General features: G+C 59.9%; 28 protein-coding genes. 4 read left to right on the top strand and 24 right to left on the bottom strand.

Translation table 11 applies throughout. The annotated features are described in order from the left end of the window. Positions 1-278 precede the first annotated feature (278 nt). Positions 279-758, top strand: coding sequence for a hypothetical protein (locus tag ACTJKX_RS24460; protein WP_440726828.1), 480 nt, complete (start codon positions 279-281; stop codon positions 756-758). A 73-nt stretch (positions 759-831) separates the two neighbouring features. Next, positions 832-1,542: a hypothetical protein gene (locus ACTJKX_RS24455; protein WP_440726827.1), complete on the top strand. Its 711-nt coding sequence runs from the start codon at positions 832-834 to the stop codon at positions 1,540-1,542. 104 nt (positions 1,543-1,646) lie between these two features. On the opposite strand, the gene ACTJKX_RS24450 is transcribed toward ACTJKX_RS24455, so the two are convergent. From ACTJKX_RS24450 to ACTJKX_RS24415, 8 genes are all read right to left on the bottom strand, one after another. Next, positions 1,647-1,913 (bottom strand): hypothetical protein, encoded by a 267-nt coding sequence (locus ACTJKX_RS24450; RefSeq protein WP_440726826.1) that lies wholly within the window; start codon positions 1,911-1,913, stop codon positions 1,647-1,649. A 112-nt stretch (positions 1,914-2,025) separates the two neighbouring features. Further along, a complete protein-coding gene (locus tag ACTJKX_RS24445) occupies positions 2,026-4,902 on the bottom strand; it encodes a tape measure protein (protein ID WP_440726825.1) in 2,877 nt (958 codons plus the stop codon). Position 4,903: 1 nt separating this feature from the next. Continuing rightward, the gene (locus ACTJKX_RS24440) at positions 4,904-6,538 is read right to left on the bottom strand and encodes a terminase large subunit (protein WP_440726824.1); all 1,635 of its coding nucleotides are present in this window, start codon (positions 6,536-6,538) and stop codon (positions 4,904-4,906) included. Next, a complete protein-coding gene (locus ACTJKX_RS24435; protein ID WP_440726823.1) occupies positions 6,513-6,917 on the bottom strand; it encodes a phage terminase small subunit P27 family in 405 nt (134 codons plus the stop codon). The genes ACTJKX_RS24440 and ACTJKX_RS24435 overlap by 26 nt, the downstream gene beginning before the upstream one ends. Then, complete coding sequence (locus ACTJKX_RS24430; RefSeq protein WP_440726822.1) at positions 6,914-7,234, bottom strand: head-tail adaptor protein; 321 nt, start codon at positions 7,232-7,234, stop codon at positions 6,914-6,916. The genes ACTJKX_RS24435 and ACTJKX_RS24430 overlap by 4 nt, the downstream gene beginning before the upstream one ends. Then, the gene (gene gp17, locus ACTJKX_RS24425; RefSeq protein WP_440726821.1) at positions 7,231-7,644 is read right to left on the bottom strand and encodes a tail completion protein gp17; all 414 of its coding nucleotides are present in this window, start codon (positions 7,642-7,644) and stop codon (positions 7,231-7,233) included. The genes ACTJKX_RS24430 and gp17 overlap by 4 nt, the downstream gene beginning before the upstream one ends. Beyond that, on the bottom strand, positions 7,637-8,056 hold the full coding sequence (locus tag ACTJKX_RS24420; RefSeq protein ID WP_440726820.1) for an HK97-gp10 family putative phage morphogenesis protein: 420 nt from the start codon (positions 8,054-8,056) through the stop codon (positions 7,637-7,639). Before ACTJKX_RS24420 ends, gp17 begins: the two co-directional genes overlap by 8 nt. 2 nt (positions 8,057-8,058) lie before the next feature. Then, entirely contained in the window at positions 8,059-8,352 is a 294-nt protein-coding gene (locus ACTJKX_RS24415; RefSeq protein ID WP_440726819.1) for a head-tail connector protein, read from the bottom strand. 189 nt (positions 8,353-8,541) lie between these two features. Here ACTJKX_RS24415 and ACTJKX_RS24410 point away from each other — a divergent pair, with 189 nt between their 5' ends. Continuing rightward, a complete protein-coding gene (locus ACTJKX_RS24410; RefSeq protein WP_440726818.1) occupies positions 8,542-9,180 on the top strand; it encodes a hypothetical protein in 639 nt (212 codons plus the stop codon). A gap of 421 nt (positions 9,181-9,601) precedes the next feature. Here ACTJKX_RS24410 and ACTJKX_RS24405 read toward each other — a convergent pair whose 3' ends face one another. The 11 genes from ACTJKX_RS24405 to ACTJKX_RS24355 form a co-directional block, all read right to left on the bottom strand. Further along, positions 9,602-10,246 carry a hypothetical protein gene (locus ACTJKX_RS24405; RefSeq protein WP_440726817.1) on the bottom strand — a complete coding sequence of 215 codons (645 nt, stop codon included), beginning with the start codon at positions 10,244-10,246 and terminating at the stop codon, positions 9,602-9,604. 3 nt (positions 10,247-10,249) lie between these two features. After that, the gene (locus tag ACTJKX_RS24400; RefSeq protein ID WP_440726816.1) at positions 10,250-10,459 is read right to left on the bottom strand and encodes a hypothetical protein; all 210 of its coding nucleotides are present in this window, start codon (positions 10,457-10,459) and stop codon (positions 10,250-10,252) included. Continuing rightward, the gene (locus ACTJKX_RS24395) at positions 10,456-10,785 is read right to left on the bottom strand and encodes an HNH endonuclease signature motif containing protein (RefSeq protein WP_440726815.1); all 330 of its coding nucleotides are present in this window, start codon (positions 10,783-10,785) and stop codon (positions 10,456-10,458) included. Before ACTJKX_RS24395 ends, ACTJKX_RS24400 begins: the two co-directional genes overlap by 4 nt. Further along, a complete protein-coding gene (locus ACTJKX_RS24390; protein ID WP_440726814.1) occupies positions 10,778-11,440 on the bottom strand; it encodes a tail assembly protein in 663 nt (220 codons plus the stop codon). Before ACTJKX_RS24390 ends, ACTJKX_RS24395 begins: the two co-directional genes overlap by 8 nt. A 3-nt stretch (positions 11,441-11,443) precedes the next feature. After that, positions 11,444-11,707 (bottom strand): spike base protein, RCAP_Rcc01079 family, encoded by a 264-nt coding sequence (locus ACTJKX_RS24385; protein ID WP_440726813.1) that lies wholly within the window; start codon positions 11,705-11,707, stop codon positions 11,444-11,446. Further along, positions 11,701-12,309, bottom strand: a complete 609-nt coding sequence (locus ACTJKX_RS24380) for a hypothetical protein (protein WP_440726812.1) — start codon at positions 12,307-12,309, stop codon at positions 11,701-11,703. The genes ACTJKX_RS24385 and ACTJKX_RS24380 overlap by 7 nt, the downstream gene beginning before the upstream one ends. A 21-nt stretch (positions 12,310-12,330) precedes the next feature. After that, on the bottom strand, positions 12,331-13,599 hold the full coding sequence (locus tag ACTJKX_RS24375) for a phage major capsid protein (RefSeq protein ID WP_440726811.1): 1,269 nt from the start codon (positions 13,597-13,599) through the stop codon (positions 12,331-12,333). A 36-nt stretch (positions 13,600-13,635) separates the two neighbouring features. Next, on the bottom strand, positions 13,636-14,139 hold the full coding sequence (locus tag ACTJKX_RS24370; protein ID WP_440726810.1) for an HK97 family phage prohead protease: 504 nt from the start codon (positions 14,137-14,139) through the stop codon (positions 13,636-13,638). Further along, positions 14,132-14,527: a gene transfer agent family protein gene (locus tag ACTJKX_RS24365; protein ID WP_440726809.1), complete on the bottom strand. Its 396-nt coding sequence runs from the start codon at positions 14,525-14,527 to the stop codon at positions 14,132-14,134. The genes ACTJKX_RS24370 and ACTJKX_RS24365 overlap by 8 nt, the downstream gene beginning before the upstream one ends. Then, positions 14,520-15,794: a phage portal protein gene (locus tag ACTJKX_RS24360; RefSeq protein ID WP_440726808.1), complete on the bottom strand. Its 1,275-nt coding sequence runs from the start codon at positions 15,792-15,794 to the stop codon at positions 14,520-14,522. The genes ACTJKX_RS24365 and ACTJKX_RS24360 overlap by 8 nt, the downstream gene beginning before the upstream one ends. Positions 15,795-15,906: 112 nt before the next feature. Beyond that, a complete protein-coding gene (locus tag ACTJKX_RS24355) occupies positions 15,907-17,718 on the bottom strand; it encodes a DUF6538 domain-containing protein (RefSeq protein WP_440726807.1) in 1,812 nt (603 codons plus the stop codon). 856 nt (positions 17,719-18,574) lie between these two features. Here ACTJKX_RS24355 and ACTJKX_RS24350 point away from each other — a divergent pair. Then, on the top strand, positions 18,575-18,970 hold the full coding sequence (locus tag ACTJKX_RS24350) for a DoxX family protein (protein ID WP_367622955.1): 396 nt from the start codon (positions 18,575-18,577) through the stop codon (positions 18,968-18,970). Positions 18,971-19,024: 54 nt separating this feature from the next. On the opposite strand, the gene ACTJKX_RS24345 is transcribed toward ACTJKX_RS24350, so the two are convergent. The 5 genes from ACTJKX_RS24345 to ACTJKX_RS24325 form a co-directional block, all read right to left on the bottom strand. Further along, positions 19,025-19,954, bottom strand: coding sequence for a carbohydrate kinase family protein (locus tag ACTJKX_RS24345; RefSeq protein ID WP_311934894.1), 930 nt, complete (start codon positions 19,952-19,954; stop codon positions 19,025-19,027). A gap of 9 nt (positions 19,955-19,963) precedes the next feature. Then, complete coding sequence (locus tag ACTJKX_RS24340) at positions 19,964-21,595, bottom strand: HAL/PAL/TAL family ammonia-lyase (protein ID WP_440726806.1); 1,632 nt, start codon at positions 21,593-21,595, stop codon at positions 19,964-19,966. 165 nt (positions 21,596-21,760) lie between these two features. Next, positions 21,761-22,912 carry a carboxylate-amine ligase gene (locus ACTJKX_RS24335; RefSeq protein WP_440726805.1) on the bottom strand — a complete coding sequence of 384 codons (1,152 nt, stop codon included), beginning with the start codon at positions 22,910-22,912 and terminating at the stop codon, positions 21,761-21,763. A 218-nt stretch (positions 22,913-23,130) separates the two neighbouring features. Then, entirely contained in the window at positions 23,131-24,540 is a 1,410-nt protein-coding gene (glnA, locus tag ACTJKX_RS24330; protein WP_322430268.1) for a type I glutamate--ammonia ligase, read from the bottom strand. A 167-nt stretch (positions 24,541-24,707) separates the two neighbouring features. Then, entirely contained in the window at positions 24,708-25,046 is a 339-nt protein-coding gene (locus ACTJKX_RS24325) for a P-II family nitrogen regulator (protein ID WP_068296275.1), read from the bottom strand. Positions 25,047-25,056: the final 10 nt, after the last annotated feature.

Here is a 25,056-nt window from a genome sequence, read left to right as displayed (position 1 = left end):
CTTTTTGCTTCACTTTTTGACCCGGAAACATTGTCGAGATAAAACAAGCACTTAGATACCCTTATCGGGTCAAAAAGTGAAGCAAATGGCAATGTTTCCGGGTCTGGAGAGTGAAGGTATCCGGGTCTAAAAGTGAAGGTTTCCGGGTCAAGAAGTGAAGCCTTGACGCAATGGCATTAGCCGATATTTACGGGTCTAAAAGTGAAGCATTAATGCAATTGCATTATGGGCCGGGTCATGTTAACCTATGGGAAGGTTGATGCTTTCAAGAGGTTCCTATGTCGCGCCCTTCGTCCACGATCACGCTACCCGCCGCACGCGCTGAGCAGCTTCGCCGGCTGGCTGCGGCTCGGAACGTTTCCGTTGTTGCGGCTCTTGAGGGGCTGCTCTCTGAGGCTGTTGCGCGAGGCGAACTCCCCGATGAACTTCCGGGGTTCGCTGTCCAGGTCGTGGGGGAGAGCGTCGTCGTTTCCATGCCGGGCCAGAAAGGGCTTGTGCGGCTTCCGGCGACCGACTGGCTGATTATTCAGAGCATGGCGACGATGATTGAACGTCTGGCGACGAATGACATGGTCGGACGCGGCTACAAGATCCAGCTTGAGGCCGATTGCCTTGTGACCCTGGGGCGCACCGGACGCGGTATCGTGGTGAAGGTCGAGGGCGCCAGCACTGATGCGGTAAGCATGACTGGCGCGGTCGCGCTGGATCTTGTCCGGCTCATCAGGTCGGCTATCGAGACCATCCCTAAGTCGCTATAGAAAAAACCCGGCAATCGAAATCGCCGGGCTTATTCTTTGAAAGATAGAGATGGAATAAGGTATTTGTAGCGCAATGGGCGAAGATAGTCAAGATAATGGCGTTAAGAATAATACGCTAAGCGCTAAAGAACTTGCGTTAATCGATAGTATTGGGGCCGATATTGAGGCGGAAGAGCTTCGTCGGTCGGTATATGAGGCCGCGCCCGTCTCTGAGGTCGTGTTGGCTACTCCTAGCGGCTCGGCCGCTGCACTGCCGGTTGTGTCGCCTGCGGCGTCTAAGCCCTATCGTGACCTTCGCGTAGAGAAGGCTTCAGAGCGCAAGGTCATGAAGCAGAAGGAGCGCCGGGAACGGGCGCGGCGCGAGAAGAATGAGGCGGAGGAAGCGGCTAGAAAGGACGTCAAGCTTTCGGCCTTGAACGATGCTGACATTCGCGAGGTTGCAAGCCGGAGGCATCGGGCACTGACAGAGGCGCTATCCAGCGGCAAGCTTGATCGCCGGCTTGGGCGTATCAAGGCGAAGGGCCGGGCGCATGTTTCCTATCTCTGCGGCTTCTGGCTTGCCGAGGCATCACTCAAGAAAACCTTCGCCGCGCCGACGCGCTGGGCAATCGGCCAGATGGCAGAGGCGATTTCGACAACGCAGGAATTCCCTATCCCGGTCTTGTCTGCTGCTGATGTCCCGGCGCTGCATCGGGCACATGATCGTCGGACGCGAAATTTTCAGGCGACCATCCGGGCGCTCGAAATGCCCGGCATGCCCTGGCACGGTCTCGCGAAGAAATAATAATCGACCTATGGAAAGGGGCGGCAACGATGCCGGCCCTTCCATTTTCAGCGCCCTTGCTGGCCAATGGATCGTTGCCGGGCGCGTCGAGGTGCCTAAACAAATTACTGGCTCGAATCTGTCTTGCCGGAGCGTCTCGCATCTTCAGCGTCAAGTTGCTTCATTTGCTGCTTCTCGTACTCGGCCGCCTCCTTAATCGCTTGCAACATGCGACCCTTCTCGGCGGCGGCCTGCGCTCTTGCGTCAGCTGCGGCGGCTTTAGCCTCAGCAGCCGCTTCGGCATCGCTAACCGCATACGCATGATGGATAGAACCGAAAGTTGCGCCGAAAAGAATGATAGCTGTGGCCGTCGCGAGGAAAATCTTCTTCATGATCTTCGTTCCATCTGGAGTGGTGACAACCATCGTCACTACGGTTGTCAGTATCCCAGGTAACAACCTGAAGCTGTGTCGTCTGGCATAGCATAAGCATAGGATTCATGCATTACCGCCGCCCCCTTGCTGCGTGATAGATCGCGTTGCCCGGCCTCATCTGCTGGATAATTTCCTGACCGACAATGGCGCGGATCTGCTGTTCGATCGCCTTCGCAGTCCTGTCGGCGGCGTCCTGATTCTGTTCCTTCGTGCCGCCCTGGGCGTTCACATTGATCACCGGCGAATAGGTGATCGCAGGTCCAGCCGCGCCGACAAGGCCAGCACCACCGGCACGCCTGGGGCCGATGAAACCACCAGCGGCAAACCGAGGAATCTGCCCGGAGTTGATCGCCTCAAGCAACGCGCCATACTTCTTTGTCGCCGCTGCATTGACGACAAACTCGCCATTCGAGACCATCGCCATGATCCGGTCATCCCTGGGGCCACCGGGACCGCTGATCATGCCGCCATCGGCATACAAGCCAGCCGTGCCGACAGAGACCGCGCCACCGCCACCAAAGCCACTAAACAGTGCGCCCAAGATGCCGCCGCCACCTCCAAACATGCCGCCGAACGGTCCCTTGCCGAGCAACGCGGCCTGAATTGCCGCCTCTGCGAAAGCGGCGGCGAGGCGCTGCAACGCCTGGGAAGCGCTCATGGAGCCGGTGACGATGCCCGAAAACACGCTCGTCAACTCGCCGCCAAGCCAATCCTTCATTTCGGCGGTCTGCTGAAGGCTCTTCTTCTGGCTTTCCTGGGCGGTCGTGGCGCGGGCGTAAGCCGCTGCCTCCTGATCGATAGCGGCGCGAAGCTGCGGGGTGATCTCGACGCCTTCGCGCTTTGCCTGATTCAACAATTCCGCCTGCTTGGCGCTGTAGGCCTGGGCGTAGCTGTTCCTGCCGAGCGTCGAGGTGTTGCGCTCGATCTCTGCCGTGTCCTGCTTCGAAGCGTCGATAAGATCCTTGATCGTCTTGGCGCGGCGCTCTGCCGGGTTGAGGTCGCCGGCAGCTACGCGGGCGTTGTTCGCCCGCTTGTTGGCATAAGCGATTGCATCGTCGGTCGTGCGACCGCCGCCCAAGATCGTGGGATTTGCCCGGATGCTAGCGCCGCTGATCAGACCGGCGAGGGGCGTGCCCGGCGCGGCCTTCAAAACCTTGATCGCATCGCCCACGCCGAGGAAGTGCGACAGGTGAAGCGCGGCCTCATTCACGGCAACGCCAGCCTTCTGCAAGGCGTCGGCGTTCTCCTTGGCGTAGTTCTCAATTAGCGCCCGGTTGATGCCCATATCGCTGCGAAGGGCAAGAATGCCTTCCCGGGACATGGTTTCCGCCTGCTGCGGAAACACCTTCTTGAACTGATCAACCCACGTCGAGGCGATGAACTGCCCGAAGCCTACTGCCGAGCTATTGGGGTTCGCCGCATTGGCCTTGCCGCCGCTCTCTGCCCGGATGACGCGATCGGTGTAGCTCTTGAGGATCGAAGCAACGCCTTCCGACGACACGCCGGCATCATATTCCCGCGTCGCCTGGGTGCGGGCGAGATCCTGCATTGCCGCATCGGAGAGCTTGCTACCCGACTTCTTCAGGGCCTCGATAATCTTGTCGGTCGCGGCGGCGATCTTCTGTTCGCGATCGTTCATGCCGATGCCAGCGGCCTTGTCGCGGTCGCTGAGCACCTTCTTATCGGCGGCGCTAGGTTCGGTCTTGTCGCGCTCACGCTGCTGCTGAGCGGCAATGCGCTCCTGTTCGTTGACGGTGCTCTGTGCCGCTGCGGCCTGTTCCAGCGCGCTTGCAATGCTCTTCCACAAAGCGAGTTTATCGCGCAGGTGAGCAAGCCGGGGATCATCGATGCTGTACCCCTGCCTCACGGCGGCATCGAGGTCGCTCTGCGCCTGGGCCATCTGCTGAGCGGCGGCGGAAATCGAGCCAAGCAAATCACCCTGCTTGGGGTTGGTCTTGCTCTGCCACCGATCATAGGCGGTAGCGGCATCGCTGATCGCCTGGGCGAGGCCGTCGAAGGATCGGGCGAGGAAACCCGCTGCGCTGCTTCCCTGCGCGATCGTGGCGGCGGCGCGGGTCGTTGCCGTGTCGAGGTTCTGCCAAGCCTGGGCGAGCGACGGAATGGAATCACGCGCCAGCCTGTCCACTTCGGGCTTTGCCGCGACCAGGGCCTTAAAGACACGATCGGAGGTCAAGCCACCTTCGGCAGCGAAGGCGCGAAGCTGCGACGTCGCAATGCCGAATTCCCGCGCAATGGACTTGATCAGCGGTGAAGAGGTGCCGAGCGCCTCCATCAGACTGTTGAATTCATCGCCACGCAGCACGCCGGAACCAAGCGCCTGGCCAAGCTGTCGGATAGCGCCGTTTGCGGTACCAGCGTCAACACCGGCAAGGGAGAGGGCCTTAGCAACGGCCTCCGTCGCCTTGGCGGCATCTTCGTTGCTCTTGCCAAACTCCTTCGAGACGCCAAGCATCTTCGAATAGACGTCTGCGACACTCTCAAGGCTCGAATGAGAGGCGAGCGCCATGTCGGCAATGCGGTTCTGTTCGAAGGCGAGATCGCCAGCCGCAACACCGGCAGTCTTGAGGCGGTTTCCAAGCTGATTCCAAGTGTCGCCGGCTGCGACGGCCTTCCCTGCCGCTGCCACAACGGCAGCGCCAGCGGCGGCAAACCCGACAGTCACGCCAGAAAGGCCGGGAATAGCCTTGCCGATACCGCCGCTGAAGAGATCACCGATACCGCCCTTGCCGAGGCCAGAGAGGGCATTGCCGATCTTGCTACCAGCGCCTTCGAAATCCTTCGCCATGTTATCGGCTGCCTGCTTGGAGGCCTTGCGCATCTGGGCGAAAGAATTCGTGGTGATGCGGTTCGCCCGCGCCATATCCTTCTCAAGCTGATTAACGCGGGCCTCTAAGAGGATCGAAAGCCGTTCGGTATCGTCTGCCATGTTACGCAAGCACCATCATAGAGGGGTCGAAGTCAGGGGATTCATAAATACTGCGGCGAACCTCGCCCAAGCTGGCAAGGCCTACAGCCATAACGGTAGCCGTCGCGCCATCGATCGAAAGCCATTCTTCCGACTTCGTCAGCTTCGACTTGTCGCCGTAACCGGTCTTCTCAACTTCGACGTTTGCGAAGTTGGAACGCAAAAGCTTGTGACCGCCATGCCGGAACCTACCGCCCACAATGATATGTTCGGTCGCGGAGATAGCAGGCATCATGAGGCCGGGAATCTGCCGGTGCTGAACAACCGGCAATCCATCGTCTACAAGATGATTCATCACGTCGCGCCCATGCGCGGGATCGAAGGCAATCTGCTGAACGTCGAAGTCTTCACAAAGCTGCCGGATGCGCTTTTCAACCAAGCCGTGATCGATATCGCGGCCTTCGTGAATCTCGATAAGGCCGTCCTTCTCCCACTGCTTATAGGGGAGCTTAGACATACGCTCGCGCTCGTCGAGATTGCCGCGCGGAGCAAAGAACCAGGGATGCACGAAATAGGTGTCATCCTCTGCGCGCCAGCAAGCAACCAGGGCGGTAAGGTCGCCGTGCCATGACAAATCGACGCCGAGCCAGCACGGAAGCCCCTTCATATCCTGCAGGTCGAAGGGTGCCGCGCCTTCGTCGTAAACGGACATGTTCACGAAAGGCGACTTGCTCGCGTCCTGCCACACATTGAGCTTCAATTGCAGGAAGTCGCGAAGCTCGCTCATGCTGCGTTCTGCACGCCGGGCATGGCGGCGCACGCCACCGATCGGCGGGAGGCCGTGGGCGAGACCGGGCATAACCTTGTGCCAAAGCTCTTCGTTGCGCCAATCGCAATCCGGGTCTGCCTCAAAGAGCACTGGCAGGATCGACGGATCGACAATTTCACCACGGGCGATCTTGCGAGCTTCTTCGATCTTCTCATAAGCGACGGAGGTCTGCCCGGTGCCTGCGGTCGTGGCGATCACAAGCAAGCTGTCATCCACCTTATCGACGCCGGTCTGGATCGCCTGCCAGAGGTCGCGGCCCTTCCAAACGTGCAATTCGTCGCACAAGGCAAAGCTGATCGTACGCCCATGCTGCTTACCGCCATCGGCGGAAATCACCTCGAGCGATGATCCGATCTTGCGATAGTCGAGCTTCTTCCGGCTGTTATGCGCGTCATAGATCTTCGTAGCGCTGAAGAGCCGCTTGTCGCACTCGACAATGCCGCGTGCCTCCATGAAGGCGATACCAGCCTGCGACCGATCGGAGGCGGCTAGGATCGACTGTCCGAAGGGGCGGCGTTCGGGGCCAAGCAGATGCAAGAGAGACTGCGCAGAGGCAAACGTGGTCTTGCCGGAGCCGCGAGGGAGCAAAAGCACCACCGTCTTGACGATGCGCGTGCCGTCGGGGTGTCGTGGCCCATAGACGCGCATAAGGTAGCGCTCAACCCACATAGGGATAATGAGCGGCTTACCCGGAAGCTTGCTCTGCGGATGCTTCAGGCTGCGGACGAAATCGACGGCCCTTTGACCGTAACCAAAGGGGTCTTCGATCGGGGAGCCGTCATAGATCCAATGCGGGAAGCTTTCAGATGTCGAAGGGGTTTTCGTCATCTTCGCTATCATTACGAATTGCGGGCCGGCTGCGGCTGACGGGCGTTAAGCCCAATTCCGCCGCATAGAGGCGCAAGGTCTTGCTCGCCGCGTCCATGGTGCCGGCTGCGGGGTGGCGCTTCACCTCGCCCCTGGCATTGGTGACAAACATGCCATCGGCGGCGAGGGCGCGCTGACATTCGCGCACGGTCGCCACGGCAACGCAAAAGGCCTCAAGGGCGGCAAGGTCGCCTTCGGTGAGGGTCTTGCGCTCGACCATGATCTGCGCCGTGCGCTTCCATTCCTTCCTGGCGTCGGCGCTAAGCCAAGCCGGGGCCTTGGGAACGGAAACCACCGGGGAGGATCCTGCGACGATAGCGGCGGGCTTGCGGCCTCTCATTTGCCGATCCTCTCGCATCGAAGCTCAAGGCCGCGCCGCCTGCCGATCTCCTTGATTTCGAGGATCTTAAAGAGATTTTCTCCGTAGGAAACACGATCATTAAGGGTGATACCGGGAACGAATCGGGTGCGGAATACGATCGTGTTCCGGCTGGCATGCTCCTCACCGCCGAGAAGGAAATCCTTCATTCCGTTCTGGATCGCTTCGGCGCGCAAAGAGAAGAGGCGTGTCCACGCTTCAACCGGGGCGCGCAACTCGTCATAGGTCACGCTCACGCGCTCGACATAGACAACGCGATCAAGCTTGCCAGCTCTCATGCTGCTGCCTTCTGCATCACGGCGTCAATCGAGATAACGGCGTGGGCGTACTCACCACCGGGATCGCGAAAGAACCTACCGTTGTTCGCGGATAAGCCATGCACGATCCAGCCATCGGCAGACCAGGGCCGGGCACGCAACACTTCGCGGATGATGCCCGCGACCTGCCGGGCGATGTTGGGGTGCGACTCACGGGTGTAGACGTGGATATCCAGCGCGGGGCGGTCATAAAACTGCGTGTAGTCGTCGCCATAGACGGTATGTCCAGAGCCGAGGATGACTACGCGATCAGCTTCGGGCCGTGCATTCGATGCGCGGATTTGATCAGCCGGGACCAGGGCGAGCAAGTCAGCGCTCGCTAGTAGGCGATCGGCAATGAGCTTCTGAAGGGAAAGGCCAGCCTCAACCATTGTTCTTCGTGCTCTTGATGGCGGTGCGAATGCTGCGCTTCACGCGGTTCGTGATGCGCTTGCGAAGCAACCGATAGGCGGGCCAGAAAAAGGCCTGGGCCGGCGCGTCGGCGGTGCCGTACTCAACCAAATGCGGATAGCGCACTTCGCTGTTGCCGACCGTCACCAGCGCGCCGGTTTCGGGCGCGACCTGCTGGCCTCCTGGCTGCGAATAGGGCGGCGTCGTTTCGCCGGGGAGGGTGACGTGAATGCTATCCTTCAGCGCGCCAGTCTCGACCGGGGCAAGGTCGCGCTGAAGGTCAGCAAGCTCTTCCGCGCCCTTCACAACGGCCTGAGCCGCTGCCTCCTTCACCTTCGCCGGGATAGCAGCAAGGCGCTTCTGAATTCGGGACAATCCGCCATCATCGGCCATCGTCAGAAGCTCCAAGCCCGGTTGTTGAGAACGTAGGCCTGCACGCTAAACGGCATGTCATGCATGGTGAGACCGTTGCCGATAATGGAAGTCTCGCGGTTCTCGTAAAACAACGCGGCGAGCTGCCGGCATGCCTCTTTGGCATCGGCAGGAATAGCTTCAGCATCCGCGAAGGGCGCACCAATGTAGGATTCAATCCAAGCCTGGGCCGCTTCGATCTTTGCCGTGATCAATGCATCGTCATCGTCAAAGGTGACGTTGAGATGGGCCTTCATATCTTCGAGCGAAATCATCATGCCACTATGATAGCACGGCATTCCAATAATGGAATATTTATTCTAAAAAATCCTATTTAGGAAAAATCTTGCACGAAGGATGTCCGCCGGTCTTTTCGTTGTGGGCAAATATTCGGCTCTACCCCCCATACCTACCTCTAGACCGGGTCGAGGCGTATAGTTGCCCGTCGGTTTCTGTTTGGGGAATCAATGATGTTGGAAGGTGTTAGGCGTTCGTGGGATGATTCAGACCACCCTCTTAGCCAACCTGATGTAGCACGGCATCACATCGATACCTGCATTCAGCTAATCGCGATCAATGCCAGTCCCTACACAACGCACCTTGTAGTTATGGCAGCGCAAGAGGTGCTGTCTCGCATGTATCAAGATGCGGGTCGTTTCGATGAAATGGATATGAGGAATAGGATTAAGCCGGAATATGTTGGCGATTATAATAAGCTTGTCGGCCAAACCTATAATTACCTGAAACATGTAGGTAGAAAGATTCGCGGTCGAGGAAGTGAATATCCTTGGCCAAGCGAGGAACGCTTAATGCGGGGCGATCGTCTGCGGACGTTTCTTAATATCGCACGCTATTGTAAATTTGGAGAGATCTGGACCGAACCAATGAAGATTTTCTATGCGCTATATATGGCGTATAGGCCAAATCTGATGATGGATGATTTTTGGGAAACGTCTACTCTGACGCTGCAACAAGCTAAAGAGATGGATATTACCGAGAATAATTTTCATCATAAGCTAATGGCTATCTTGGGAATGTCGGGAGAGTGGCCTTACACACTATTTAAGACACAGACCCTTGGGCATTTGATGAGCCGGGACTTCTAGGCCGCTGCCTTGAGAAAATTTTAATGTGTAACGATGTGGTGAGCTATTGCGGGATTCGCCCGCTGACCGTATCTTCGATCCTAACACCGAAATAGCCGAGCGTGCCGAGGGTCGACGAATGGCTAAAATCAAAACCCTCAAGCGATGGCCTGGTGTGGGATGGCGGCTACTATAAGGGCCCTCCCACAAAGATAGAGGAGAACTCCGCATGTCGGTGTTCGTCACTATCGAAGCCAGCCAGCCGGACGGAACGATGCGCCGCGTGGCCTTTGGATGCGATTTGTATCTGGCTTCATGGATCTTCGCTCTTGCGAGGCTGTTCTAAGCAGAGGGGCGCCCCAAAAGGGCGCCCTTTCTGTTAGGCCTTCATCGCATTCCCGGCTGATCGTGGGCGTGGTGAGGATGCGAGGCGATGAGCTTATCAGGTCGCGTCTCTAAGGCCTTCGTAATAGGCCAGATTGTTGGATGACGCGGGCGTTTGCATAATCTTCTCGATGCTCCATCCTTTGCTTAGGCGCTGATGGATTGCCGGGCGCGAGACACCGCAGTGCGCTGCCATTTCGCTGATCGTGATCTTGCGGCCTTCGTAGTCGTAACGCTTGGTGGGCTTGCGGGCCGTGCTGCTACCCCAATTGGTACCGGGCTTGCGCTTGGGCGTCGAAACCGCTTGCTCAACGGTCCATCCGTTATTGAGACGCCAAGTGATCATGCTGTATTTCAGGCCACTGAGCTTCACCAATTCGGCAATCGTGTAGGGCTTGCCTTGATACAAGTGAGTGCGAACCGAGTGACCGGGTACTGGCTTCTCTGGCTTGCGCTGAATCTTCTCGCCTGCGTCACAAGCGGCGATGGCAGCAAGGGCCTTGGTGCGCACGTAGTCGGGCTCAAGGTCGGCAAGAGCACATGCGCGTCGGAAGTCAGGGCCGGCGCGTTCGAACCAGTTGCGGGCCTGCATTACCTCGTATTCCGAGATGCCACCCGAACTCGCTGTGACCGTTGCGGTTGCGTCTACAATGGCCTGATGGATTACAGCAGCCCAAAGCCGCTTGTCGCTAGAGGCGCTCATGGTTTAGTCAATGGTGCCGAGGTATTCGAGCCCGTAGGGTATAACGAGCACGCGGGCTTTATTGCCGCACGCCTTACGCAAGGCGAGGTGAAATTCAAGCGAATGAGCTTCCTGTTCTTTAAACAACAGAAGGGGAACGTTTGCCGGAAGGGCGGCATCGTGCTCTTTAATCTGCTGCTTAAGATTAGCGTCCTGATGGGGAGTGTTGCTCATCGTGATTTCTCCAAAGATTGCTTAAAGCTGTTGTGGCAATGGCTGCAAAGCGGTTGCCAGTTGTTGCGGTCCCAGAACAGCCGCATATCGCCCTTGTGCGGGATCTTGTGATCGACAACGGTCGCCGGCTGATCGCACCTGATGCAACGGCGATGCTTGGCTAGGAATCCTTCGCGTGCCGAGCGCCATTTCGCCCCATAACCTCGATCGTGGGCGGTGGGGCGGCGTCGGTCTGTTTCGGCCTTACGCTGTTGCTGACATACGCAACGAGCGCCGCCAGCAACAATCCTGCCGCAAATGCATAGGCGAGGCGCACGGCTAGGCATTGGTCCAACCGAAGCCGATAGATCCCGAGCTACCCGAGGATTTTGTCGAACCGTTCGGAATCTTGGTGGTGCTCATGCCCGCGCTGATCGGGGTCGGATCGGAGACCATGATCTCGCCATAGATCAGCGGCACAGCCACGCCCTGCTCGCCGGTGTTCATCACGCCGTCGAGGGTGAAGCTGTCGGACTTCTTCTCGTCCTTACCTGCCTTCTGAGTTGGTGAAAGCACCTGAGCGAGGCCACCGGCTGCGATACCAAGGCCCGTAATCATGGCGTGACCGGAGGTCATACCGGCGTTTGCGAGCATGCCACCAGCACTGAAAGCGCCAGCGGGATTCCACCATGCAACGGCGGCGATCAGAAGCCCGGCGATAATCTTGCCGATGCCCGCGCCCTTCTTAGCGCCCTGCACCACGGGAACGACATGAAGGTCGCCCTTGGGGAGATTCATGCCGATCTCGTCTTCGCCAAGGTGCAAGATATCCTTGCCAGCGCGTCGTACGATGACGCGGAAATTCCCGTCATGAACGGTCTTACGAAAGCCGGGAAGCTGAGCGCCAAGGGCGCGCATAGCGTCGGCAAGGGAAACCACGTCGAGCGTGAAACGTCGACCGTAGGTGCTGCCGAGGCGGCCATGAAGAACAACGTCACGCATGAATCACCACACCGCAACAATGCCGGTTGCCGTGGTGCCGGTTGCCCATACCTTGCGCACGCGACCGATAAAATAGCCGTGCACATTCTGGAATGTGGCGGTACTGCCATTCATCATTGTCACCTTGAGATTGCCGGCAGTGCCAATCCAAATGGCGAGCGTGATGAAAGCGAGCTCGTTATCATCAGACGGGACGATTTCGGCGGCGGCATGCGCATTATACGGGCCGCCGCTGAAGCTTTCGAATTCGTCCTTAGCTACTACCATTTTCCCATTCCTTTGAGTGCTTGAAGGCCTTCGCGGTCGAAAACACCGTCATCGCGGGCCGGATCGTAGGTGCGATTGTCGTTGTCTGGTTCGTCGTCGGCGCTGCCAAAGACGGCCTTGAGAATGTCCCCGATTAGTTCGCCGCGCCCTTTAGCTGCCCTCAAGATCTCTGAAGGAGAGGCGTTCCAAATGTCATTTGGAGGCCAGCCGATACCACCGGCGATCTCGTACAAGGCCTCATAGCCTTCGGCGCGGGTTTCGAGCTTCCTGGCGTGCTTCACGGGTTTTTGGGGCTCTTTGGCGGGCTCGTCGTCTTTGATGTCGAGACCATCTGTGAGAAGTGAAGCAACATGCGCGCCAAGCATGCCGGCAAGGGTGCGCAACTGCATTCCACGGTTCGCCGGGGCGAGGTCATCAAAGAGTTGTTCGGGGCTGTAGCGGGTGCCGGAACATTCGCTGATGACCTGGGCCATTGCCGAGGTGTTGCACTCCGCAAGGGCCTGTAGCAGGTCGAGGGGAGCGGGGTAGCAGCGCACCAGACGGAGCGCAGCGCGGAGCGGAAACCCAAGCGCAAAGGTCTTGCGACCTAAGGCGACCGCCAAGGGTTCCGCTCCGAGCATTGGTTAGGCCGTCGCCATCTTCAGCTTGCGGATAGCGGCGGGCCGGATCACCTTCGCGCCGACACGGCGCTGGGCGTGGATACGCACAAGGCCTTCGGTTGCCAGAAGGAACGGGTTCGAGAAGGTTTCAAGAGCAACGCGGTCATAAACGCGATAGCCGCTCTTGAAGTCACCAAACGCGATCGGGAAAGCGTTGGCGGCGATGTCGTCCATATCGACCGCTTCCAACACCGGAGAGCCGAGAATGGTCTCGGGCTGACCAGCCTGATAGGACGGCTGCCAGAGATAGTTGCCCGCGCCATCCTTGAGCGTGCGGAGCACGGCGAGGGTGTTCGCATTCATGATCCACGTGCCGCGATTGCGGTATGCGGCCTGCAAACCATACTTCATCTTGATCAGAGCATCAGCCGACAGGTTCGTGGCGTGGCCGTTGAGCGAAATGCCAACATCGGCATTGCTCATGAAACCTTCGGGCTGACCGGCGGTGCTGCCCTTCAGGAAAGCGAGGCCTTCCTTCTGGCCGAAATCTTCGGCGAGGGCCTCATTCACCAGGGCGATCGGGTTGTTGACGGAATCCCGCAGAAGCTGCGTCGAAAGATCGACGTGCGTCTTCAGCGTGAACATTTCGATCTCGTCGGTGCCGAACGTCGGTTCGGAGCCTTCGGAAGCGACGGTTTCGCCCTTCCACTTGGCGTTCGTGATCGAAAGGCGCTTCGGCAGCACAACGGTGTGCGAGCCGGTGCTGCGCACATCAGCAACGGTGCGGATCGGGGAGAACTCGACAAGATTCTTGATGAATTCCTTGCTGATTTCTTCCGGTGCCAGCACATAACCCGCCGTGGCATCCGTGGCGACGGTGAGGGCGCGAATTTCTTCGGGCTCCAGGGCGGCGCGGCCATGGGCGAGGAAACGGCCATAGGCGCGCTGTTCGATCGGGGTTTCGTCCTGGCGCTGCTCCTGATGGCCGGGACGGTTCAAGCGAACCTCCAGGGCGGACATGCGCTTATCGAGCGTGTCGGCAAGCTTCTTCTGCTCGTCGGTGTGGCGCGTCTGGAAGGCCTCTGCCGAGGTGCGGAATTCTTCGACGGCGCGCGTCACGGCGGCGAGGTCGGCATTGCCATCGTCCGAGCGAGTTTCCAGAGGGGCGGCGCGCTCCTCAATGAAGCGAGCAAGGGCCGCCGAATCTTCCTTGGTGAAGCCTTCGACGGCGCGTGAGAGAGCTTCCCAGCTTGCGGCGAGGGCGTCGCTACCGACTTCGGAGCGGATCTCCAAACCGGCGGGGTCTACGTGCTTCGACATTGGATCTCCTTAGCGGCGAAGCGTTGCAATTGCGCCGGTAAGGGCGCGGTGAAATTCGGTGAGGTCAGGGCCGATCGTACGCACGGTCGAGACAGTCGAGCCGGGAACGGCTGGAAAGGTCACAATCGAGATTTCGCGGAGATCAGCCTGAAGAATGCGGCGGACGCCATTGGCGAGACGGGTATCCTTGAGGGTGCGGAAGCCGATCGACATGCCGTTAATATCGCCAGCCTGAAGCAGGGCGCGCACTTCCAAGGCCTTGGCGACAGCGAGGTTGAGCTTCCCCGTAACGTGCAAGCCGTCTGCACGCTGTTCGAAGCGGGACCAACTGCCAATCGGAAGGGTGCTGTCGTGCGCCCAGAGCATGGGGAGTTTGCCCTTGGGATTGAAGGCCTCGGGGGCAAACTCGCTGCGGTAGGAATCGACCACATTGTAGGCAACGCCAACGCCTTCAATGGTTCCGTCATCCAAGACGGAGGTAAAGCGGGTTTCAAGGTCGAGATGATCAGCCATTGTTGAAACTCGCATTGATGGCGTCGGCATAGGTCGCGTTTGAAATGTCAGGGGAGATAGCGGGCTCATCATCCGGCGCGGCTTCTGCCTGGGGGCCGGAGAATGCGGCGCTCAGCACTTCCACGACGAGCGTGTAAGAGGGCGTGAGCGGGAGGGTGTAGGCCGCGACCAACTCGGAAGCGCGCTTGTGATCCATGCCGCCGCCGATCAGGGCGATGCGCAGCGTTTCCGCAACTTCGGCATAGGCAAAGCGCATTGCGAGAGCGTCGGAATAGATCGCGCCGATACCCTTCCCGGTGAGGCGCTCAAGCTCCACAATCTGCACGCCGGTGAGCTTGAGGGGATATTCAGCGTCACCGAAAAACCGGGTGATTGAGGTGTCAGCCATTGGCTGCGGGCTCCTTCGTCTGGGCCGCGCCCTGGGTCGAGGTGTTGGGGTTTTCGAAGGCGTTGCCACCCTCGTAAGCCGGGCGGTTTTCCATGGCGCGGCATTCGTTCGGGTTGAGCACGCGGGCCGCGATCAGCTTGGAATAGGATTCAGCGCGGGCCGCGAAGTCGGCGCGCAACAGGTCATCCACCAGATATTCGGCAAAGTGCTCGTCATCGCCGGCAAAGAGCTTCAGGGCGATTTCACCCTCAATGCGCTTGATCCAAGGGAGAAGCGTGAAGGTGAGGAACTGCTGGCCGAGCGCTTCGGAGTTGTTGAAGGTGGCGCGGCCAAGATCCTGCAACAGGATCGGCGGGACGCGGAAGGCGCGGGCGATCTCAGCGACGGCGAAGGCGCGCATTTCCTGAAACTGCGCGTCAACGCTCGACATGGTGAGCTGCTGATATTCGGTGTCAGCGTCGAGCACGGCGGTGTTGCCGCTCTTACCAGCGCCGTGCGCTGCTACCCAAGCTGCACGGATATTGGCGAGCGCACCATCCTTCAGCGTATTCTTGACGCTGAGAATGCCGGAAGGCTTTGCGCCGTTACCAAAGAGCCGGGCCGCATGCTGTTCGAGCACCAGGGCGAGGCCGATCGCCTCCTTGCAGCTCGACACGATCGAAAGGCCGGAATAGCCGTCGAGCGACGGGGCCTTGATATGGATAACGTCAGAGGCGGCAAACACGCGCTGGCTGCCGGTCGTGGCCTTATAGCTGGGCTCGCCGGTTAGATCGTCCTGGCTGATCTGGATTGCATCGGAGGTGAGGCGTAGAAGCTCGACGGGCTGGCCGGAGCTATCGCGGTTGATGAATGCGAGGCCGTCACCGTGAAGCAGGGCGTCGCGGGCAAGCTGTTCGCGGAAATCGGTTGCGGAGGTCCAAGGGTTCGCCCTGTCGTGCAAGAGGCGATAGACGGGATGATCGGAGGCGCGTTCCTTGCCGTCGCCGGTACGCTTGTAGACGATGACGGGGAGGGAGCCGAGCGGTTCCGCGATTGCTTGCACAGCGGCGCGGACTGGCGTGCATCCCATTGCAGTGCGCGGATTGACGGTAACGCCAGATAGTGCGGGCTGCGCGCCCATGATTTCGAGAAGCCAAGCTTCGGGCGTGGAAAGTGAAGACGCCTGCCTCTGCTCGTTTTCGGAGGGCGTCTTCACTTCCGCTTCATCAGACAGACTAGCTACTGCCTGCTGACTAACTACCCGGTTCTTTTTAGAAAACCAACGCAACGCTACGCAACACCTATGAACCCCATAAGTGTACCGCGCTTTTCATGGATTACCAAACGGAATTTTTAATAAATATTTAAGTGACTATTTGATTTTAGCCAGTTGAAAGGAATTATTGAGCGTATAGGTGCTTCAGGTCCAAGCCAGTGTAAGATACCGCGTCAACGATTTCACATGCACGATTGATCGTTCCTTCGCTGATGCTGCCATATCCGCGTGTCGTCTTCGTTCCTGACCGAGCATGACCTACGGCAAAAGCAAACTCACTATCGAGGAAATCGGCGCTCCTGCACGCATCAATGAATGAGTGCCGGAAGCTATGGAAATTCACGGTTCGGTCGCTCTTGAGACCGATCGCTGTAGCGTAGCGCCCATACCAGCGAGAAAAGCCGCCGCCGATGCGGTTTTGGTCGTTGCGCTCGATATCTGGAAATAGGCGAGTTTCACCCTTGTCTTTCATGCTTTGCCAATGGGCGATGAATCCAAGGCGCTCTAGCTCGCGATGCACTGGAACGATGCGGGCTGACTGCTTCGTCTTGAGAGTTTTCGACGCGTCGCCTTCGGGCGTAATGAAAAACACGTGCCGCCCATGCTCGATGCGAACGTCATCGATTAGCAGTTGCGCCAGCTCGCCAAGGCGAGCGCCAGAGAACAAGCTCACCAACGGCAACCAAAATCTCTCGTCGCGGATCTTGAGATCACCGGGTTTTATGTTCTGGCTGAGTTTGTCGTCTCCCAAGCATCCGATGAAAGCCGGCGAGGAAAAGAGACTGGTTAGTTCGGCGCTCGAATAAGCGCGTACGGTCGATTCTGGCTTCGCGTGATAGAAGCCTTCGACCGGATTCGCTGTGTCGATCGTTCCGCGTTTGATCAGCCACACACAGAATGAGCCAAGAGCCGATAGGCTCTTGTTGACAGTCTTTGTGCTGATCGCGGGCTTTGGGGCCTCCATCACCTTGTTGCGCGCCACTGTCTGCGACGGCGTGAGGCCTTTGAACTCCTTCGTTTCGCTAGCCTTGACCGGCATTTCAACGAGAATGTCGTGCCAGCGGCGGACCGCCGCCTTGTCTATCTGCTGGGCGATGAATCCCTTCGGCTGACATTGTGCAAACTGCTCGATGGCGCGCCGGCTGTAGGTCAGCGTGTCGGTCGCGACCTTGTTCGGATTCTGGCGCTCGTAAATCGCCCATAGGCTCATCACGTCATCGCCCTTGATCTTGGGGGCGGCGGGAGGCGGTATCACGATCTCGTCGGCGGGTTGATGTCCGAAGTTGCCAGCATCCCGCTCGATCGCTGTTTCTAGGCTGGCAATCCATGCACGGCGGATCGTGTCTCGGGCCTCGCGGAACTCGGGCGCGTTGTCGGTGACGGCAAGCTTCGCATCGGCCAGCGAGCGTCGCGTCTCGACTGAGAGCTTAGCTGATAGCTGGCTGAGAAGGGCAGGACGCCCGGTGCGGAGGCCGCTTCGGAGTGCCGCAAGGGTTTCCTGCCTGTCGTCGGCGTCTTGTTCAGGCTGAATCAGCGCGTCGAGGAATGCCAGCGCGTCGTCATCTAGCGCTTCGTCGCTATCAGTTTGCGCCGGGGGCAGCTTGATAGCATCGATCTCAACCGCGTCGGCATAGGTTGCCCGGCGCTTTCGATCCTGTTCGATCTCGCGGGTATAGAAGGCCGCGCCGATTCGCCGGAAGTCATCGGGCGTGAGTTGGTGCTCACGGTATGCTTTCCACTCATCACGAAGCTGGGCAAGCCGGTGGGCCGCGAGCCTCGCCGCTTCCTTCGGGTCGCTTGTGCCAAGTGCCTCTTGGATGAACTGCTTACCGGCTGCTGCCGCAACATCGGTCGGAACTCTGACCTTTAGGAACGCTCGCTTAGGGCCGTTGTCGCGCTTGCCGCGCCACGTAATGCCGTTCCTCGAATTCGCCATCTGTTCCTCTGTCGCGTGCGATGGACACACTAAATTGTGTCCACCCTTGATATGAGGTTTTGGGGTATTCGCAAGAGAAATGAGGCAATAATGGCCGAAAATTAGCGTTTTCAATGCCTTATTGCACTGCAAGCGAAAATGGCTCGGGGTCCAGGTCCCCGAGCCACTTTCTCCAGGAAATCGCCGAAGATACAGAGCCGGGTCGGCTGGCCATTGGTCATTCTGTTCCCAAAGACGGCGCAGTGTCGCCATTCGGAATCGGTGATTGGCAAGGCGCTCGTTGAAAGAATCAATCTCTGACGGGCAACCGGGACCCGGGCACAGAGATGAGCTTCCGACATGACGTGTGATCGAGAGACACCGCCCGCAAGGGCCGGTAGTATCGTCTTCCAGCCGGTCGGGCCGTTAGCTCGGCGAACGTATTGTTGAGCCGGTCAATCTCCGGAAAGGATATGACTGGAGGCGCGCTGGGAAAACCATGTTGCGCCCTCACTGCCATCCAACGTCGCGTTTCCGCCCGCTGTCTGTCCTGCCGGCGTCAGGCATCCAGCATGGTGAGGTCCGCCGGGGCATGCGGTGCACCGTGTAGTAACGCACCTGCGACGGCGCCGTTGCCAGAATGAAACTGTCCTTCCGGCGCGCTGCGGAAAGTGTTCCTCTGCGGCGGCAAGTGGAGGCCACCTCAGGTGGCAAGAGGGGCAGGGCGTTTCGCAGGTTACAGATCGCGCTCTCGTGCAATTTTAACAGTTGCCAATACGGTGAAGCAGGCGGATTATTCAATGTTGGCCTCGTGGACGTCTGCAAGCACTTTCATCGTGCGTGAGCCGCGTCAAAGGCGTTGTTGGCGAGTACACGAATGGAGTCCGAGTCTTCTCCCCAGTCCCGTACCAAGCTTCTGGTTACCTGGGGTTTGCGTATTCTTGTGGCATTGATTTTCCTCGCGCCCGCATTGCTCACCCTGTGGGGGCATCGGATCATGGTTCGCCAGTTCGACGCGCTCGGCTTTGCGCCCTGGATGCGCATCGCCTTATCGTCGACGCAGGTGCTCGCGGCACTGCTGGTGCTCGTGCCCGTGGCAAGCCTGGCGGCGGCCGTGCTTTTGCTCTTGATCGATGCGGGCACGCTGATTGCGCAATTTCTGCTGGTTCGCGGCGGCTATGTGCATCTGGCGCTGTTCGCGCTGCCGCTGCTCGCTTTGATCAGCCTGCAGAGTGGGCGTTTCGACAGGAAGTTGGCTGAACTGGAGAAGTAGCGGCATCGGTGACAATGCCGCTCTTCAGGGATGAGATACCGGACGGGATGGCGATCAGGCCATTTCGTGATTCCAGGGCGGATCGGCGCCCTCGCGCGAGACCGTGATTGCCGCCGTCCGTGCGGCGTAGTCCATGGCCTCTTGGGCAATGGCCTCATCGAGATTCTTCACGGTATCGATGGAAACCACGTTGCGCCGCTGCAGGATGGTGAGCAGGCCCGAGGAATAGCTGTCGCCGGCGCCGACCGTATCGGCGACCTTCTCGACCTTGACCACGGGGCTCTTCACGGCAAAACCCTTGCCATAGCCTTCCGCGCCATTGCCGCCATCCGTCAGCACCACGAAATGAGCACCCTTGGCCACCAGATCCTGCGCCCAGGCCGCGGGATCGATGCCGGGATAGAGCCAGTTGAGGTCTGCCTTGGAGATCTTGATGATCTCGGCGGCTTCCGTCATGCGCTTCATGCGGGAGCGGTATTCGACGGCATCGCCCACCACGGTCGGCCGCACATTCGGATCCATGCCGAGCACGCGCTTGCCTTTGTTGGCAAAATACAGCGTCTCATAGGCCGAAGCGATCGGGTCGTTGATGAGGGCGACCGAGCCCGTCCAGATCATCGAAACTTCCGGCCCGACCGGTGGAACGTCGCGTTCGGGCGAAAACAGGCGATTGGAGGAGGCTTCGTCGATGAAGGCATATTCGGGTTCGCCTTCACCGACGGAGACGAAGGCGAGCATCGAGGAGTGCTTCGAGCGGGCGACGTAGTGCTGCTTGACCTTCGACCGGGTCAGGGCAGCGGCAAGGTCCTCGCCGAAGAAGTCGGTGGACAGCGCGGCACAGAACCCGACATCACCTTCGAGCCGGCCGATGCCGACGGCCGTGTTGAACGGGCTGCCGCCGACAGCCGGCCGATAGGCGTTCCGGCCATCGGCGCTTTTGACCGGCAGAAAGTCGATCAGGGCTTCGCCGCACACAAGAATCATGGGGTCTCCTCACTCCAGGCCGCCGACTGCCGTTTCGACGGCCGCCAGGATGCGGCCGCTACGGGCAAGTTCGAGTATGGATTGCATTTCGTGGTGGTACCAGCGGTCCCCGTCAAGGGCCGGCGCGATTTCGGCGCGGATGGCCTCCAGGGCCGCCTGCGAGCCCTTGCCGATCGGGTAGTCCTTGCTGCGATCGGCAACCAGCGAAAGCGCCTGGGCCGCCATCAGCATCTCGACGGCGACGATCTGCTCGACATTCTCCACCACGGTGCGGGCCTTGCGCGCGCACCAGGTGGAGTTGGAGACATGATCCTCCGCATTGCTCTTGCCGGGGATGGAGTCGACCGAGCCGGGCGTGGCGAGGCCGCGGTTTTCCATGACCAGCGCGGACATCGAGCATTGCACCGTGGCAAAGCCGGTGTTGAGGCCACGCTCGCCGGCGAGCAGGTTTCGCGGCAGCCCATAGCTCATCACAGGGTCGATCAGGCGGGCAAGGCGCCGTTCGGAAATGGCACCGAGATCGGTCATGGCGATGGCGAGAAGGTCCATGGCCTGGGCGACATAGGCGCCGTGGAAATGGCCACCCGAGATCGAGACGTAGCTGGCGTCGTCATTGGCGAACATCAGCGGATTGTCGGTGGCGGAATTCATCTCCACCCCGAGTATGCCGTCGGTATAGGCGAGGGCCTCGAAGACCGGGCCATGGACCTGAGGCGCACAGCGCAGCGAATAGACGTCCTGTACGCGCGGCGGCACGGGCTTGGAGGGATCGCGCGCCTCGTCGGGATAGAGGATGGCGCGAGCGCCTTCCGAGCAGCGCTTGGAATCGCCGGCGATGCGCAGCAGGTTGCGGGCGGTGCGCGCCTGGCCGCGATGCGGCCGCGCCGCATGCACGCGCGGGTCGAAAGCGGCCAGTTCTCCGCGCAGGGCCTCCAGCGTCAGAGCGAGCGCGATGTCGGCATGTTTGAGGATGCGTCTGGCATCCTCCTGGGCAAGGGCTGCGATGGCCAGCGATACGGTGGAACCGTTGACGATGGCCGAGGCTTCCTTGGCCCCCATCTTGTATTCGGGCTCGAAGCCGGCCCGGCGCGCGGCTTCGGGCGCCGGATAGACCTTGCCCTTATACTCGACCTGGACGTCCTCGAACCCTCGGATGGCGCCGGCGAGATAGGCGAGGGGAGCGAGGTCGCCGGAAGCGCCGACCGAGCCCTTGGAAGGAATCACGGGGTGCAGGCCGGCATTGAGGAAGCCGACGAGACGGTCCATCAGCGGCAGTGTCGCGCCTGAATAGGCGGAAGCAAAGGCATTGGCGCGTAGCAGCATGGTCGCCCGCACGATCTCACGCGCGAAGGGTTCTCCGATGCCGGTGGCATGGGCGCGAATGGTCTGGTCCTGGTAATGCGCCATATTCGCGATGGGGATGCGTACTTCCTTGAACAGGCCGACGCCGGTGTTGAAGGCGTACATCAGCGGAGCCTGATCGTTCAGCCAGTTGGCATCGATGTAGTCGCGTGCGGTCGCCACTGCGGCGCGGGCCTTGGCCTCGATGCCTGCCTTCTCGAACCGGCCTGCCTTCTCAGAGCGCGCGACGCGGACGACCTTGGCACTGGTCATACGTCGCCCGTCTATGGTGACAGTCATGGCCCCTCCCGCGTCACGCTCGATATCCTTGACCTAAGCGTTTTGCGATTTGGGGGGTACGCCAAGAATCGCAAAGACGCGTCGAACCAAAGAGTGAGAGCAAACAAGCGTTTCCGTCAAAACGCGCTTTGCTCTAGCAGAAGCGGATCGAAACGCAACCGGCCATCAGCCGCTGGCGGCAAGGCCTGCGGCAAGTGGCGCTGCGGTCCTGTCGGCAAGCCAGGAAACCACCGCGCGGATAGCCTCTTCGGCTGTGGCGCCGGCGGCAATGCGCTCCTCATAGACTGCCAATTGTCCATCGGCGCTGGTGCCGGTGCGCAGGATCATCTGGGCCGTCGCCAATTCCTCGCTGCAGCCGAGCAGTTCGGCGTCTTCCCAAACGAGATCGAGCAGTTCGGTCAGCATATTGGCGGCGCTTCGCGCCTGCCCGCTATGAAGGTCGATGAGCGAGCCGTGGATGCCGTAGCGCTGCGCCCGCCATTTGTTTTCCTCGACGATCGCACGCCCCGGCGACGTCAGGCCACGGTTGAGATCCGGCTTGCGGGAGAGATACCGCACGAGGCTGCGATAAAGCGCAGCAATGGCAAGGGCGTCCTCCACATTCGTGCAGACATCGGTGATCCGCAGCTCCAGCGTGGGCAGATGGCTGGAGGGTCTTATCGCCCACCACAGGAAGCTGGCGTCGTCGATGATGCGGTTGCTCACCAGCGTGTCGACATAGGTCCGATAGTCCTCCTCGCTCCGGAAGAGGTCGGGCAGGCCCGAGCGGGGCAATTCGGCATAGATGTTCTGGCGGTAACCCATCAGGCCGGTCGGGCGTGCCTGCCAGAAGGGCGAGGACGTGGAAAGCGCCAGCAGCAGCGGCAGATAAGGCAGCATGCGGGTCATCAAGTCCACCCGCGACCGTTCCTGGGGAATCTCGACATGGACGTGCATGCCGCAGATCATCTTGCGGCGGGCGAGCATCTGCAGGTCACGCGTGACCTTGCCATAGCGCGAGGCTTGGGTGGGATGCTGCTCGGACCATTCGGCGGAAGGATGGGTTCCCGCGGCCAGGATGCCGAGATCGTGCTTGAAGGCCAGGTCCTGCAAGGCCTGGCGGCAGCCCACCAGTTGCAGCCTCGCATCCCTCATGTTGCGGCAGGGCGTCGTCGCGATCTCGATCTGCGATTGCAGCAATTCGCGTGTGACGTGCTTGCCCAGCATCTGCCGGGCCTCGTCGAAGAACTGGGCCGACATGGTTTCCTGCACGGCGCCGGTCCGGCGCTGGAACACGAAATACTCCTCCTCGATACCGAAGGTGTAGGGATGCTCCATGCTGTCCTCCGATCGGTGTCGGGCAGTGATCCGGGCCTCGATCCAGCTCTCTAACGCAGGTCGCCCGCAGAAGGTCCCGGGCAGATACAATTCCCCCATATCGGCGAAGGCGGAGTGCTTCTCGTGCAGCTGTCCGCGATGCCGGTGGCAAGGGAAAGGCCGGTGCATTGCTGCACCGGCCCCCCCCGCTCGGCTCTCTCTGGATGGTTTTTGAGTTCTTAGACCGAGTAGTACATCTCGAATTCGACCGGATGCGGGGTCATTTCGAAGCGCATCACTTCCTGCATCTTCAGCTCGATGAAGCTGTTGATGAAGTCATCGGTAAACACGCCGCCCTTCTTGAGATATTCGCGGTCCTTGTCGAGGGCCGCGAGGGCCTCGCGCAGCGAGCCGCAGACGGTCGGGATCTTCTTGAGTTCCTTGGGCGGCAGGTCGTAGAGATCCTTGTCCATCGCCGGGCCGGGATCGATCTTGTTGAGGATGCCGTCCATGCCGGCCATGAACAGGGCGGCAAAGGCGAGATAGGGGTTCGCCGCCGGATCGGGGAAGCGAACCTCGACGCGCTTGGCCTTCGGGCTTGTGGTGTAGGGAATACGGCAGGAGGCCGAGCGGTTGCGGGCCGAATAGGCCAGCAGCACCGGGGCCTCGTAGCCGGGGACCAGGCGCTTATAGGAATTGGTCGCCGGGTTGGTGAAGGCGTTCAGCGACTTGGCATGCTTGATGATGCCGCCGATGTAGTGAAGGCAGGTCTCCGAGAGGTCGGCATATTTGTTGCCGGCGAACACCGGCTTGCCGTCCTTCCAGATCGACTGGTGCACATGCATGCCCGAGCCGTTGTCGCCGAACACGGGCTTGGGCATGAAGGTTGCCGTCTTGCCGTAGGTGTGGGCGACGTTGTGGATGGCGTATTTGTAGATCTGCAGGTGGTCGGCCATCGTCACCAGCGTGCCGAACTTCATGCCGAGCTCATGCTGGGCGGAAGCGACTTCGTGGTGATGCTTCTCGACCACCACGCCCATCTGCTGCATGGCGGCGAGCATTTCCGACCGCATGTCCTGCGCCGAATCCAGCGGGGGAACCGGGAAGTAGCCACCCTTGGTGTTGATGCGGTGGCCGAGATTGCCGCCCTCATATTCGGTGTCGAAATTGGTGGGCAGCTCGGTCGAATCGAGCTTGAAGCCGGTGTTGTAGGGGTCGGCCTTGAAGCGAACGTCATCGAACACGAAGAACTCGGCTTCCGGGCCGAAATAGGCGACGTCACCGATACCGGTCGACTTCAGATAGGCCTCGGCGCGCTTGGCGATGCCGCGCGGGTCGCGGCTGTAGCCTTCGCCCGTGGAGGGCTCGACCACGTCGCAGGTGATCGACATCGTGGCCGCCGAGAAGAAGGGGTCCATGGTGGCGGTGGTGGGGTCGGGCATCAGGCACATGTCGGATTCGTTGATCGCCTTCCAGCCGGCGATCGAGGAACCGTCGAACATCGTGCCCTCGGTGAAGATCTCCTCGTCCACCAGGGAGACGTCGAAGGTCACGTGCTGCCACTTGCCACGCGGATCGGTGAAGCGGAAATCGACATATTTGACGTCGTTGTCCTTGATCGCCTTCAGGACATCCTTGGCGGTCTTCATCTTGTGTAAACCTTTCGTTCGTTTCGGCACGATCTTTTTACGGTGCGGGCTAAAGCCCGCCGATTGCCAGAGCGTTTTGCGATTGGACGGGATCACCTGGAATCACAAAGACGCGTCTAAACAGAAGGCTAGGGCAAATAAGCGTTCGGTCAGGAACGCGCTTTGCTCTAGATGGCGTCGAGGCCGCTCTCGCCGGTGCGGATGCGGATGGCTTCCTCGATGTTGAGGACGAAGATCTTGCCATCGCCGATCCGGCCCGTCTGGGCGGCCTTGCGGATGGCGTCGATGGCGCGCTCGACGCGCTCGTCCGGCACCACGACCTCGATCTTCACCTTGGGAAGAAAATCGACGACATATTCGGCACCGCGATACAGTTCCGTGTGGCCTTTCTGCCGCCCGAAGCCCTTCGCTTCCGTCACCGTAATGCCCTGCAGGCCGACCTCCTGCAGCGCTTCCTTCACCTCGTCCAACTTGAAGGGCTTGATGATGGCTTCAATTTTCTTCATGGGGTCTCCT

Origin of the sequence: Labrys sp. 22185, assembly GCF_052045555.1 — a bacterium.
GTDB classification, from domain to species: domain Bacteria; phylum Pseudomonadota; class Alphaproteobacteria; order Rhizobiales; family Labraceae; genus Labrys; species Labrys neptuniae.
The sequence above is the reverse complement of the archived record's forward strand: the minus strand, read 5'-3'. Positions and strand labels throughout refer to the sequence as shown.